Annotated in this window: 13 protein-coding genes; 7 read left to right on the top strand and 6 right to left on the bottom strand. The window is 65.7% G+C overall.

Features of this window, described 5'->3' with window-relative positions; genetic code table 11:
- The 4 genes from Q1J79_RS20270 to Q1J79_RS20285 all read right to left on the bottom strand — a co-directional run.
- The coding region (locus tag Q1J79_RS20270) for an SDR family NAD(P)-dependent oxidoreductase (protein WP_300304331.1) at positions 1-493 on the bottom strand (493 nt) is incomplete at its 3' end.
- Positions 474-1,607: a CaiB/BaiF CoA-transferase family protein gene (locus tag Q1J79_RS20275; protein ID WP_300304334.1), complete on the bottom strand. Its 1,134-nt coding sequence runs from the start codon at positions 1,605-1,607 to the stop codon at positions 474-476. The genes Q1J79_RS20275 and Q1J79_RS20270, both read right to left, overlap by 20 nt.
- The gene (locus tag Q1J79_RS20280) at positions 1,604-2,023 is read right to left on the bottom strand and encodes a rhodanese-like domain-containing protein (RefSeq protein ID WP_300304337.1); all 420 of its coding nucleotides are present in this window, start codon (positions 2,021-2,023) and stop codon (positions 1,604-1,606) included. Before Q1J79_RS20280 ends, Q1J79_RS20275 begins: the two co-directional genes overlap by 4 nt.
- A 35-nt stretch (positions 2,024-2,058) precedes the next feature.
- A complete protein-coding gene (locus Q1J79_RS20285) occupies positions 2,059-3,126 on the bottom strand; it encodes a hypothetical protein (RefSeq protein WP_300304340.1) in 1,068 nt (355 codons plus the stop codon).
- Between the two features lie 212 nt (positions 3,127-3,338).
- Between Q1J79_RS20285 and Q1J79_RS20290 the strand changes: the two genes are divergently transcribed.
- Entirely contained in the window at positions 3,339-4,208 is an 870-nt protein-coding gene (locus tag Q1J79_RS20290; protein ID WP_300304342.1) for a transglycosylase SLT domain-containing protein, read from the top strand.
- Between the two features lie 18 nt (positions 4,209-4,226).
- On the opposite strand, the gene Q1J79_RS20295 is transcribed toward Q1J79_RS20290, so the two are convergent.
- Positions 4,227-5,165: a 2-hydroxyacid dehydrogenase gene (locus tag Q1J79_RS20295; RefSeq protein ID WP_300304345.1), complete on the bottom strand. Its 939-nt coding sequence runs from the start codon at positions 5,163-5,165 to the stop codon at positions 4,227-4,229.
- Positions 5,166-5,329: 164 nt separating this feature from the next.
- Between Q1J79_RS20295 and Q1J79_RS20300 the strand changes: the two genes are divergently transcribed.
- Positions 5,330-7,078, top strand: coding sequence for an IlvD/Edd family dehydratase (locus Q1J79_RS20300; RefSeq protein ID WP_300304348.1), 1,749 nt, complete (start codon positions 5,330-5,332; stop codon positions 7,076-7,078).
- A gap of 72 nt (positions 7,079-7,150) precedes the next feature.
- Positions 7,151-7,528 (top strand): DUF262 domain-containing protein, encoded by a 378-nt coding sequence (locus Q1J79_RS20305; RefSeq protein WP_300304351.1) that lies wholly within the window; start codon positions 7,151-7,153, stop codon positions 7,526-7,528.
- A 595-nt stretch (positions 7,529-8,123) separates the two neighbouring features.
- Here the strand turns inward: Q1J79_RS20305 and Q1J79_RS20310 are convergent.
- Entirely contained in the window at positions 8,124-9,185 is a 1,062-nt protein-coding gene (locus Q1J79_RS20310) for a glycosyltransferase family 1 protein (protein WP_300304354.1), read from the bottom strand.
- 244 nt (positions 9,186-9,429) lie between these two features.
- Here Q1J79_RS20310 and Q1J79_RS20315 point away from each other — a divergent pair, with 244 nt between their 5' ends.
- From Q1J79_RS20315 to Q1J79_RS20330, 4 genes are all read left to right on the top strand, one after another.
- The gene (locus Q1J79_RS20315) at positions 9,430-10,539 is read left to right on the top strand and encodes a polyamine ABC transporter substrate-binding protein (protein WP_300304357.1); all 1,110 of its coding nucleotides are present in this window, start codon (positions 9,430-9,432) and stop codon (positions 10,537-10,539) included.
- 4 nt (positions 10,540-10,543) lie between these two features.
- Positions 10,544-11,620, top strand: a complete 1,077-nt coding sequence (locus Q1J79_RS20320; RefSeq protein ID WP_300304360.1) for an ABC transporter ATP-binding protein — start codon at positions 10,544-10,546, stop codon at positions 11,618-11,620.
- A gap of 1 nt (position 11,621) precedes the next feature.
- Complete coding sequence (locus Q1J79_RS20325; RefSeq protein WP_300304363.1) at positions 11,622-12,485, top strand: ABC transporter permease; 864 nt, start codon at positions 11,622-11,624, stop codon at positions 12,483-12,485.
- Positions 12,482-13,227: ABC transporter permease (locus Q1J79_RS20330; protein ID WP_300304366.1), on the top strand; the 746-nt coding region annotated here is incomplete at its 3' end. The genes Q1J79_RS20325 and Q1J79_RS20330, both read left to right, overlap by 4 nt.

Here is a 13,227-nt window from a genome sequence, read left to right on the forward strand (position 1 = left end):
CCAGCGCCTTGGTGAACAGCGTGGCCGCGCCTTTCGAGGCGCAATAGGCGCTCATCTGCGGCGCGCCGACCTTGCCGGCCACCGAGGCCACGTTGACGATGGACCCGCCGCCGCCTGCCCGCATCAACGGAATGGCATGCTTGCAGCCGAGGAACACGCCGTCGGCATTCACCGCCTGCACCAGGCGCCATTCCGCCAGCGTCATCTCGGTCACGCTGCGATGCAGGCCGATGCCGGCATTGTTCACCAGCACGTCCAGCCGGCCTTCGCGCGCCGCCACATCGGCGATCACCGTCTGCCACTGCTCTTCCTGGGTCACGTCCAGCGGCAGGAAACGGGCCTGGGGCCCGAGGGCGGCGGCGGCCGCCGCGCCATCGTTGCGATCGGTGAGAATGACCGAGGCGCCTTCGGCGATGAAAAGCTGCGCCGTCGCCCTGCCGAAGCCCGAGGCCGCGCCGGTGATCAGCGCGACCTTATTCGCCAGACGCGGCATGCTTCGCCTCTCCGGCCGCGACGCCCCAGTCGCGCAAGGCCGCCGCGCCGCCCTCGCCGCGTTTCGGCGGCTGGTTGCGGATGGCGCCCGGCGTGCGCGAGAAACGCGGCGCCGGCGCCGGCTGGGTCACGCCGTCTGGCGCGACGAAGCTCTGGCGCGCCGCCATGTGCGGATGCTTCGGCGCCTCGTCCAGCCCCAGCACCGGCGCGAAGCAGATGTCGCTGCCCTCCATGATGGCGCACCATTCAGCGCGGGTTTTCGTCCTGAAGGTCGCCGCGAAAGCCGCGCGCAGCGACGGCCAGCGTTTGCGGTCATGCTGCTTGGGCAGGATGGTCGGGTCGAGGCCAAGTTTCTCGATCAGCTCGGCATAGAACTTGCCCTCGATCGAGCCGATGGCAACGAAGCCGCCATCGGCGCATTCATACGTGTCGTACCACGGCGCGCCGCCATCCAGCATGTTGGCGCCGCGCGTATCGGACCACAGGCCGGCGCCCTTCATGCCGAAGAACATGGTCATCAGCGAGGCGGCGCCATCGACCATGGCGGCATCCACCACCTGGCCCTTGCCGGATTGCTGGCGCTCATAGAGCGCGGCGAGCAGGCCCATGGCGAGATAGAGCGAGCCGCCGCCAAAATCGCCGACCAGGTTGAGCGGCGGCACCGGCTTGTCTGTGGTGCCGATGGCATGCAGCGCGCCGGTCAGCGCGATGTAGTTGATGTCGTGGCCGGCGGCCTGCGCCATCGGGCCCTGCTGGCCCCAGCCGGTCATGCGGCCATAGACCAGCTTCGGATTGCGCTGGAGCGCGACATCCGGCCCGAGGCCAAGCCGCTCCATCACGCCGGGGCGGAAGCCCTCCAGCACCACATCGGCCTGCGCCATCAGGTCAAGCATCAGTCCGATGGCCTTGGCATCCTTCAGGTCGAGCGCCAGCGAACGTTTGCCGCGCCCGAGCAATTCGTATTTCGGCTCGACCGGCAGGCCGAGATCGACCTCGCCGGTGCGGTCGATGCGCAGCACGTCGGCGCCCAGATCGGCCAGCAGCATGCCGCAGAACGGCACCGGGCCGATCGCCGGCATCTCGATCACCTTCAGACCTGAGAGCGGCCCACTCATTTCTTCTCACCTTCGCTCTTGTGGCTCTTCGGCTGCCACTCGGCCACCGGCAGGCCAAGCTTTTTCCATTCGCCGAAGCCGCCTTCGATATGGGCGAGCTTCTCCAGCCCCATATCCTTGGCCGTCTTGGTCGCCAGCGCCGAGCGCAGGCCGCCGGCGCAGTAGAAGATGAACTCCTTGTCCTCGGCGAAGGTCTTGCGGTGATACGGGCTTTCCGGGTCGATCCAGAATTCCAGCATGCCGCGCGTGGCATGCAGCGCGTTGGGAATCATGCCGTCGCGCTCCAGCTCGCGCGGATCGCGGATATCGACGAACACCACGTCTGGCCGGTTCAGCTTTTCAGCGGCCTGCTGCGGCGTGAGCGTGACGATTTCGGCCATCGCCTCCGCCAGCATGGCCTTGTATCCCTTGCGCATTCGGTTTCCTCCGTATTCTGACGGGCGAGTATAGGTCACCCATCCAGACGAGGCCATGCCCACTCGGGCATGGCCGGCGCCGGCCACAGCCGTGGCTGCCAGCCCCAGCCCGCATCGCGCACGGCATTGTGGATCGCCGTCACCAGCGTATCGTCGGCTTCGATCAACAGCGTGTTGCCGCGCCAGCGCTCCGGCGCCGGCGGCGATGCGCCGGGTTCGATCGCCGGCCCGCTGCGTCCGACCAGCAGCAAGGCATTGACGACGCTGCGTTCGGAATCGAAGGCCAGAGTGACGCCGATGATCCAGTCCCGCCCGGCAAGCCGGTCGAGATCCTGCCGGCGCAGATCGGCGGCATGGCCGGCCAGCAGCATCGTGCCGCTGCGTGGCCGGTAGCCCGCCTCGATGCGCAGGCCGCCGACCTTCAGCTCTTCCAGCCGCTCACGCAGTTCGGCCAGCTCGACCGGCGCCGCGTTGCCGCCACGGAAGGCGGCGGCTTCCAGGCACAGGCCGGCGGCCGCGAGATGCAGCGCCAGCCACAGGGCGGCGGCGATGCCATGACCCAGGCGGCTGTGCAGCAGGCGCAGCGGCCCGGGAAAACGCCGCGCCCGCAGCGCCGGCGTGGCGCGGCGGCGCTGGCTCAGGGCTTCGCTGTCCGGACCATAGAAGGCAAACAGCGTGTCGCCGATCAGCAGCCACTGGCCCCGCGCATAACCGCCGCCGCCCGCCTTCCCGGCCGCGCTCCTTGCGCCGCCGGCCTGGAAGGAAATGCCGGCATCGGCATATTCGACGCCGGCGGCGGCGAAGCTGGCGAAGCGTTGCTCGGCCGCCTGTTCGGCCGCGCGCGCCGAGCGGAACCGCGCCGCGATGCAGGCGGTGCCGTCATGGAAACGCGCCAGCTCGGCGGCCAGCGCCTCGGGGAACAGCGGATGCAGGTCGCGGTATTCGCTGGCATGGCGGCCAAACACCGCCCAGGAATTCATGAAGCCGCCATAGCGCGTGGCCAGCGCCACGGTATCGATGGCCAGGCGCCGCGCCGCCCAGCGGTCGAACAGGGCATAGAATCCGGCCGGCAGGCCGATGCCGCTGGCCAACACAAGCAGCATGGCGAGCCAGGGTCCGTCCGCCTGCCAGTCCAGCCCCGCCGCCGCCAAAACCCCGGAGAAACCCTCCACCACCTGCCGTCCCCGCCTGCCGCCGGATTTACCCGCCCCTAACGCACTGACATGACAATAGAATATCCGTTACCCAGACGTTAACGGAATCTTTGCCCCGACTCTTATAAGCAGGACGGGATCAAAACAGGCTGATCCAACCCATGGCCCCTCTGCCGCCCTTCTCCGCCGCCCTCAATGCCAGCCGCGCCGATACCTACCGGATCGGCGGCCACCAGGTGAGCTATGAGCTGCTGAGCACGCTGAAACAGGCGAGCCACCGCACCGGCGTCGATTTCGCCTACCTGGTCGCCCAGGCCGGGCAGGAAAGCGGCTTCCGCGCCGATGCCCAGGCGAAAACCAGCTCGGCGCGCGGCCTGTTCCAGTTCATCGAAAGCACCTGGCTGGAGCTGGTGCGCGACCATGGCGGCAAATACGGCCTGGCCGAGCAGGCCAACCAGATTTCCACCGGCGGCGACGGCCGCCCGCGCGTGACTGACGCGGAAACGCGCAAGTCGATCCTGGCCCTGCGCGACGATCCGCGCGTCGCCGCCGCCATGGCGGCGGAATATGCCCGCAGCAACCAGCAGATCCTGTCGCGCGAATTCGGCGTCGACACCCAGAAGGTCGATCTCTATCTCGGCCATTTCCTCGGCGCCAACGGCGCCACGAAATTCCTCACGGCCCTGAAGGACGATCCGGCGCAGACCGCAGCGACCCTGCTGCCCGAGGCGGCGGCGGCGAACCGGGGCGTGTTCTACACCGCCGAAGGCAAGGCGCGTTCGCTGGGCGACATCTATGCCTTCTTCAGGACCAAGCTGGACAACAACGCCACCGGCCTCGACACCGTGCCGCTGGACGGCGCCGCCCTGGTTGCCCGTGGCGGCGGCTCGGCCCTGCAGGGCCAGCTTGACGAGCAGCGCCGCCTCACCGATGCCAGCGTCAAGATGATGGCGATGGAAATGCTGCACAAGATGATGCTCAGCCGCACCAACGCCTTCGGCCGCAGCAGCGATTCTGACAGCAGCTGGTAAGCCCTACACTACCCCAGCCTACACGACTCTGGTCAGCACCGGCTGGCCGGCGAAATGGGCCGCCAGGTTTTTCAGCACCAGGTCGCCCATCGCCTGCCGCGTCGCATGGGTGGCCGAGCCGACATGCGGCGCCAGCGTGACGCTGTCGAGTGTCCACAAAGCCTCGGGCACGTTCGGCTCGTCGGCGAACACATCCAGCCCCGCCCCGGCCAGCTTGCCCGTGACCAGCGCCGTCACCAGCGCCGGCTCCTCCACCACCGAGCCACGCGCGATGTTGACCACGTAGCCCTTTGGCCCCAGCGCGTCGATCACCGCCGCGTTGACCAGCTTTTCGGTTTCCTTGCCGCCCGGACAGGCGATCATCAGGATGTCGACATCCTTCGCCATCGCCACCAGGTCGTCGTAATAGCGCCAGGCGATGCCGGCCTTCTTGCGTGGCCCGAAATAGCGGATCTCGACATTGAACGGCTCGGCGCGCCGCGCGATGGCCTGGCCGATGCGGCCCAGCCCCAGCACGCCCATCACCTTGCCGCCCAGCTTGTCGGTCAGCGGGAACTTGTCCTTCGGCCAGCGGCCCTGCCGCACGAACTGGTCGCCCTGCGGAATGCGCCGCATCATCGCCAGCAGCAACGCCATGGCGGTATCGGCGACATCGTCGGTCAGCACGTCGGGCGTGTTGGTCACGATCACGCCGCGCCGCTTCGCGCAGTCGATGTCGATGGAATCATACCCCACGCCGAAACTGGAAATCACCTCCAGCTTCGGCAAGGCCTCGATCAGCGGCGGCTGGGCGCCGACGCCGCCCGAGGTGACCATGCCGCGGATACGCGGCGCGACCTCTTTCAGCAGGGCGTCGCGATCCTTCGCCTCCCACAGGCGATGCACGGTGTAGTCGCGGTCCAGCGCCTGCTGGATCGCCGGCGGCATCGGGGTGGTCTGAACGATCTCGACGGCCATGGTCTCCTCCCTCTAACTGATATATCAGTGGCAAACCTAGCGGCAGCCCCGGGTCTCTCGCAAGGCGCAGAAAAGCCGGACCAAGCGAACCAATCCCGTGATCCGGGAAGATTGACAGGCGGTGCGTGTTGTTCCGATCCTGCCCGCCCGCACAGGAGTCCACGATGTCGAAGCCCGCACCCGGCAAGCCCTCGCCCCAGAGCCCAGCGCGCGGCATGCAGCGCAACCTCGCCAATTATGGCGATGCCGGCTTTTCCGTGTTCCTGCGCAAGGCCTTCATCAAGGCGCTGGGCTATACCGACGACGCGCTGTCGCGCCCCATCATCGGCATCGTCGACACGGCCTCGGGCTACAATGCCTGCCACCGCAACCTGCCCGACCTGATCGAGGCGGCCTCGCGCGGCGTGATGCTGGCCGGCGGCATCCCCGTGCCCTTCCCCGTCATCTCGATCCAGGAAAGTTTCGCCAATCCCACCAGCATGTATCTGCGCAACCTGATGGCCATGGACGCGGAAGAGATGATCCGCGCCCAGCCGATGGATGCCGTGATCCTGCTCGGCGGCTGCGACAAGACCGTGCCGGCGCTCCTCATGGGCGCTGCATCGGCGAACGTGCCGGCCATCATGCTGGTCACTGGCCCGATGCTGGCGGGAAGCTGGCGCGGCGAAAAGCTCGGCGCCTGCACCGATTGCCGCCGCTTCTGGGCGCGCTATCGCGCCGGCGAGATGTCGGACTCGGAAATCAGCGAGGTGAATGCCGAACTGGCGCCCACCATCGGCACCTGCGGCGTGATGGGCACGGCCAGCACCATGGCGCTCACCGTGGAAGCCATGGGCATGATGCTGCCCGGCGGCGCGGCCGTGCCGGCCGTGCATGCCGAACGCCGCCGCCTGGCCGAGCAGACCGGCGCGCGCGCCGTGGCGATGGCGGCCGAAAACCTGACGCCGGATAAAATCATGACGCCGGCCGCGTTCAGGAACGCTCTGCGTGTTCTGCTCGCCGTGGGCGGCAGCACCAATGCGCTGATCCACCTGACTGCCATGGCGGGGCGGCTGGGCATCGGCATCGACCTCGAAGGTTTCGATAAACTCGGCCGCGAAACGCCCGTGCTGGTCGACCTCAAACCCACCGGCCAGCATTACATGGAAGACCTGCACAGGGCCGGCGGCCTGACGCCCATCTTGCGTGAACTTGGACCCCTGATCGACCGCACCTGCCTCACCGTGACGGGCCAGACGCTGGGCGAGAATATCGACGCCGCGCCGCCCTCCTGGCCGCAGGACGTGATCCGCAGCCTGGCAGCGCCCGTCTATGCCAATGGCGCGATGGTCGTTTTGCGCGGCAACCTCGCGCCCGATGGCGCCATCATCAAACAGGCCGCCGCGACGCAAAGCCTGCTGCGGCATGAAGGCCGCGCCGTGGTGTTCGACGGTCTGCCCGACCTGGCAGCACGGCTGGACTCACCCGACCTGGACGTAACGGCCGACGACATCCTGGTGCTGCGCAATGCCGGGCCAAAAGGCGCGCCCGGCATGCCCGAGGCCGGCTATATCCCGATCCCCAGGAAACTGGCGTTACAGGGCGTGAAGGACATGGTGCGCATTTCGGATGCACGCATGAGCGGCACGGCCTATGGCACCATCGTGCTGCATATCGCGCCGGAGTCTGCGGCCGGCGGGCCGTTGGCCCTGGTGCAAACCGGCGACCGCATCCGGCTCGACACGACCGGCCGCCGCATCGACCTGCTGGTGGACGATGCCGAACTCACCAGGCGCCGCGCGGCCCTGCCGCCGCTGCCCACGGGCGACGGCCGGCGCGGCTACGAAAAACTCTATTTCGACAGCGTGACCCAGGCAGATAGCGGCTGCGACTTCGATTTCGCGGTGCCGGAGATTAGGGAATGGGTGGGGTGAAAATCGCGATTGCCTAAATAAAAAACATAAGGTCTTCTAGGCAAATTAAGTTTTCATTTATTGGGGGAGCATATGGCCAAATCCAAACTAAATGACGATTGGGAGTTTGAAGAGACCGAGGAGTCCGCTGAGGAGGAACAGTCTCCGCTTCTTAATTATGAAATCCTCAATTACCCTGCAGATACCACACTGAAGGGCTATTTGGATCAGTGGCAGACTCACCAACTAGAAGTTCCGCCATTTCAACGGAAGTATGTCTGGGATCAGGTTAAGGCCAGTAAATTAATAGAATCATTCCTAATTGGCCTACCAGTGCCTGGCGTCTTTCTATTTAAAGAGCGAAGCAAGAGCGGTTTTCTAATCATTGACGGCCAGCAACGCATCACATCTGTCGTTGCCTTCCAAAAAGGCACGTTTGAAGAGAAAAAATTTAGGCTTACACCAACCTAATTGGCGCGAGACACAATACCGCTCATCCTGGTTCAACTACTATTTCTTTAGATGGTGTTACGAAGGGCATAGAAGCCGGCAAAAGGATTCTTACTTTATTCAGCACGGTTATTGAAAAGCCCAACGAAGCTTAATGCTATATTGCTACATCTATTCCGCTTAATCGGGAGAGCCTAGCTAAACCGCTCGTCTTCTTGACTCGGGACCTACATGTCCTATCTGACTCGATGTCGATCTTGCCCATCGTGAATCAGCATGTCCATGCCGGCCCGCCAGCCGGCATTTTGCATTTTCAGGCCCCGGCGCGAACGGGATCGAACTGGCCCTGAACGGGATCGCACTGGTATCCAACTGGATCGAACTGGCATCCAACCGGCCATCAACTGGCTCGAACTGGTCGCCAACTGGCCGGCAACAGGCTGCCGCTTCCGGCGTCGGATTGGCCGGAATTGGCGATCATTGGCAATAATTGTCGATTATTGTCGATAATTGGCGAGGTTTTGGCGGGCCCCGGGTAGCGCCCTGCGCCGCCACGCGGCCGCCAGCGCCGGCCACGCGACCCGCAACGGCCCAGGTTTATCAGAGGCTTGGGCGGCTATTCCGCCGCCGCCGACGCCTTAGCCTTTTCCGCCTTGGCCGCCGGCTCGGGCCGCGCCGTCTCCAGCGGCGCCAGGTTGTTCAGGAACTGGTCGGTGCAGGCATCCCAGGAATATTGCAGCGCCAGCGCGCGGCAGGCCTCGGGCGACTTGCCCAGCGCGTTGGCGATCGCCACTTCGAGGTCGTCATGCAGGGCGCCGACCTCGGGATGCGGGCCCACCACGTCGATCGGCCCGGTCACCGGATAGGCCGCCACCGGCACGCCCGACGCCAGCGATTCCAGCAGCACCAGGCCAAAGGTGTCGGTCAGGCTGGGGAAGACGAACACGTCGGCGGCGGCGAAATAGCTGGCCAGGTGGCCGTTCTCCAGATAGCCGGCGAACACCGCTTCCGGGTATTTGGCGCGATAACCTTCCAGGTCCGGCCCGGTGCCCACCACCAGCTTGGTGCCGTCGAGCCTGAGCTGCAGGAAGGCCTCGATGTTCTTGTCCACCACCACGCGGCCGGCATAGAGGTAGATCGGGCGCGGCAGGTCGAGGATGTCCTTGCTGCGCGGCTTGAAGCGTTCGATATCCACGCCGCGCGACCAGGTCTTCAGGTTCCTGAAACCCCAGTCCGACAGGCTTTTCGCCAGGGAGTCGGTCGCCACCATCACGCCGGCCGAGCCGTTGTGGAACCAGCGCATGAAGGCATAGCTCCATTTCAGCGGCAGGCCGGTGCGCTCGTGGATGTATTCGGGGAATTTGGTGTGATAGGCGGTGGTGAAGATCAGGTTGTGGCGTTTGCAGTATTTGCGCGCCGCCATGCCGAGTGGCCCCTCGGTGGCGATATGGATGGCATCGGGGGCGAAATCCCCGATCATTTTCACCAGCTGGCGATAGGGCAGCACCGACAGCTCGATCTCGGGATAGGTCGGGCAGGGAAAACGCCGGAAATGCTCCGGCCCGATCACCTCCACCACATGGCCGCGACGCTCCAGCACCTCGCGCGTCTTGGTCAGCGTCCGCACCACGCCATTCACCTGGGGGTGCCATGCATCGGAAACGATCAGAATGCGCATGGATTGATCTCGCTCTCCCGGCCGGCCCGACCGCCGGCGATTCCCTAGACTCGCTGGGTCCCGATAGGATCACGATTCGATGACAGGGCGATGAAACCCTGGGGATAAGTCGGAGACAGGCATGAATGTTCGATGACAATCCACAGGATGCTGCCGGCCCGCACCTTCTGGTGCGGTGCAGCGTCCGGCATTGCTGCGTCCCGGCCGGCTTGTCATAATTCGGCCATCCACGGGGGAGTCGACCATGCGCCACAGCCGTCCTTTCGCCATCCTTGCCGCCACCAGCCTCGCTCTGGCCGCCGCCGCCTTTGGCCCCGCCGCCCAGGCCCAGGACAAGGTGGTGAATGTCTATAATTGGTCGGATTACATCGACCCGCAGGTGCTGAAGGATTTCGAGGCCGAGACCGGCATCCGCGTGCGCTACGACGTCTACGATTCCAACGACACGCTGGAATCCAAGCTGCTGGCCGGCAAGACCGGCTACGACATCGTGGTGCCGACGCAATACTACATGGCCCGCCAGGTGCAGGCCAAACTGCTCAAGCCGCTCGACAAGAGCAAGATTCCGAATCTGAAGAATCTCGATCCGGCGCTGATGCAGCGGCTGGCCAGGTTCGACCCCGAGAACAAACACGCCGCGATCTATCTGTGGGGCACCAGCGGCATCGGCCTGAACCCCGACAAGATCAAGCAGCGCCTGCCCAACCCGCCAGCCAACAGCCTGCGCATGCTGTTCGATCCGGCGGTGGTGTCGAAAGTCGCCGATTGCGGCGTGGTGGTGCTGGACGCGCCCGACGAGCTGATGACCGCGGCGCTGAAATATCTTGGCCTCGATCCCAACGCCAAGGATGCCGACAGCATCGCCAAGGCCGAGGCGGCGCTGATGAAGGTGCGGCCCTATATCCGCAAGTTCCATTCCTCGCAATACATCAACGATCTGGCCAATGGCGATGCCTGCCTGGCCTATGGCTTCTCGGGCGACATCCTGCAGGCCCGCACCCGCGCCGAAGAGGCGAAGAAGGGCGTGCGCGTGCAATACCTGCTGCCCAAAGAGGGCGCGCAGCAATGGTTCGACGTGATGGTCATCCCCGCCGATGCGCCAAACGCCGACAACGCCCATGCCTTCATCAACTACATCCTGCAGCCGAAGGTGATCGCCAAGATCACCAATGCCGTGCAGTATCCCAATGCCGTGCCGGCCGCGCTGCCGCTGGTCTCGAAGGAAGCCATGGCCGACCGGGACGTGTTCCCCACCGCCGAGATCATCAAGACGCTGTACACCGTGCAGCCCTTCAACCAGAGCGAACAGCGCCTGCTGACCCGCGCCTGGACCCGGGTCAAGGGCGGCAACTGAGATCATGGCGCTGCTGGAGCTGCGTGGCGTCGCCAAGAGCTATGACGGGGAAACCGCAGTCGATGCCATCGACCTGAATGTCGAGGCCGGCGAAATCCTGGTCCTGCTCGGCCCCTCGGGCTGCGGCAAGTCCACCCTGCTGCGCATGATCGCCGGGCTTGAGCTGCCCGATGCCGGCCGGATCCTGCTGGAAGGCCGCGACATCACCGCCCTGCCCGCCTATCGCCGGCCGGTGAACATGATGTTCCAGTCCTATGCGCTGTTTCCGCATCTTTCCGTGCGCGACAACATCGCCTTCGGCCTGCGTCGCGAGGGGTTGCCGTCCGCTGAAATCACGACGCGCGTCGATGAGGCCATGGCGATGCTGGAAATCGCCGGCTTCGCCAGCCGCAAGCCCGATCAGCTTTCCGGCGGCCAGCAGCAGCGCGTGGCTTTGGCCCGCGCCCTGGTGAAACGGCCGCGCCTCTTGCTGCTGGATGAACCGCTCGGCGCGCTCGACAAGCGCCTGCGCCAGCAGACCCAGGCCGAATTGCGCCGGCTCAACCGCCAGACCGGCATTGCCTTTGTCTTCGTCACCCACGACAACGACGAGGCCATGGCGCTGGCCGACCGCATCGCCGTGATGCAGCATGGGCGCCTGCGCCAGGTGGACCATCCGCGCCGCATCTATGACCGGCCGGTGGATCGCTTCGTCGCCAGCCTGATGTGCGACATCAACCTGTTCGACGCGGAAGTGCAGGCGGAAAGCGGCGATCTCGTCGTGGCAAAGGCCGGCGGCCTCGACCTGCGGTTTCCCGCCGATGCCACGCCGCGCGCGGCCGGCGGGCGGCAGCTGCTCGGCCTGCGGCTGGAGCAGATCGAGATTTCGCGCGAACCCCTGCCCGCCGCGCCCAATACGGCTTCAGGCGTGATCACCGATATCGAGTATATCGGCGACATGACCACCATCGCGGCGAAGCTGGCCGACGGCCGCATCCTCAAGGCCTCGCAGCTCAACGCCATCCACGAGCCGCTGCTGGAGCTGGACCAGACCGTCTGGCTGCAATGGGAAGCGGCGGCCGTGATCCCGCTGGCCGACTGAGATGACCCGGCGCGGTTTTGTCCTGATCGCCCTGCCGGCCCTGTGGACCGCGCTGCTGGTGGCCGTGCCGCTGCTGATGGTGCTGAAGATCAGCTTCGCCGAACCGCAGATGGCGCAACCACCCTACACGCCGCTGTTTGCCGACGGCGCGCTGAAGATCCATTTCGGCAACTACGCCCTGCTGATGGCCGATGCGCTGTATCTGCGCGCGCTGGGCAACAGCCTGCTGTATGCCGGCATCGGTACGCTATGCTGCCTCGCGCTGGGCCTGGCCATCGCCCGTGCGGTGGAGCGCGCGGCGCCGCGCTGGCAGCCTTTCCTGCTGGTGCTGATCATCCTGCCCTTCTGGACCTCCTTCCTGATCCGCGTCTATGCCTGGATCGCGCTGCTCAAGCCCGAGGGCCTGATCAACGCGGCGCTGATCTGGCTCGGCCTGATCAATGAGCCGCTGGTGATGATCAATACCGGCTTCGGCGTGGCGCTGGGCATGACCTATTCCTACCTGCCGTTCGCCATCCTGCCGATCTATGCCAGCCTGGTTGGCCAGTCGCCGCGCCTGACCGAGGCCGCAATCGATCTCGGCGCCTCGCCGCTGCAGGCCTTCTGGCTGGTCACCCTGCCGCTGGCGCGGCCGGGGCTTATCGCCGCCGGCCTGATGGTGTTCATCCCCATGGTCGGCGAATTCGTGATCCCCGACCTGCTCGGCGGCTCGGCCACCATCATGCTGGGCCAGACATTGTGGACCGAGTTCTTCTCCAACCGCGACTGGACGATGGCCAGCGCGCTGGCGGTGCTGCTCACCCTGTTGCTGCTCGGGCCGGCCTTGTGGCTGCAGCGGCTGGAACTGGGGGGCCGGACACGATGAGACGCTTCAGCGGCATCAACCTCGCGGCGCTGGCCTTCGGTCTCGCCTTCCTCTACCTGCCGATCCTGCTGGTGGTGATCTTTTCCTTCAACGCCTCCAAGCTGGTCACGGTCTGGGGCGGATTTTCGCTGCACTGGTACGGCGTGCTGCTCTCCAATCCGGCCTATCTGGAAGCCGCGCTGCATTCCCTGCAGATCGCAGTCGTCGCCGCCACGCTGGCCACCCTGCTCGGCATGCTGGGCGCACTGGCGCTCACGCGGCTCGGCCGCTTTCCCGGCCGTCAGGTTTTCGGCGGCCTGATGCTGGCGCCGATGGTGCTCCCCGAAGTAATCCTCGGCGTCTCCGCGCTGATGCTGTTCGTCGCCCTTGATCTCGAGCGTGGCCTGCTCACCGTGGCGCTGGCGCATGCCACATTCGGTACCGCCTTTGCGCTGGTGATCATCCAGTCGAAGCTGGTCAGCCTCGACCCCAATCTGGAAGCCGCCGCGCGCGACCTGGGCGCCGGGCCTGTCTCGGCCTTCCTGTTAGTCACCGTGCCCAGTCTGCTGCCGGCGCTGGTGGCAAGCTGGCTGCTGGCCTTCACGCTGTCGCTGGATGACGTGGTGATCGCGTCGTTCGTCAACGGCCCGGGCGCGACCACCCTGCCCGTGCGGGTCTACAGCGCCGTGCGGCTGGGCGTCTCGCCCGAGATCAACGCGATCTCGACCATCATGCTGGCGCTGGTCAGCCTCTGCGTCATCGC

Origin of the sequence: Ferrovibrio sp. (genome assembly GCF_029255545.1) — a bacterium.
Classification (GTDB): domain Bacteria; phylum Pseudomonadota; class Alphaproteobacteria; order Ferrovibrionales; family Ferrovibrionaceae; genus Ferrovibrio.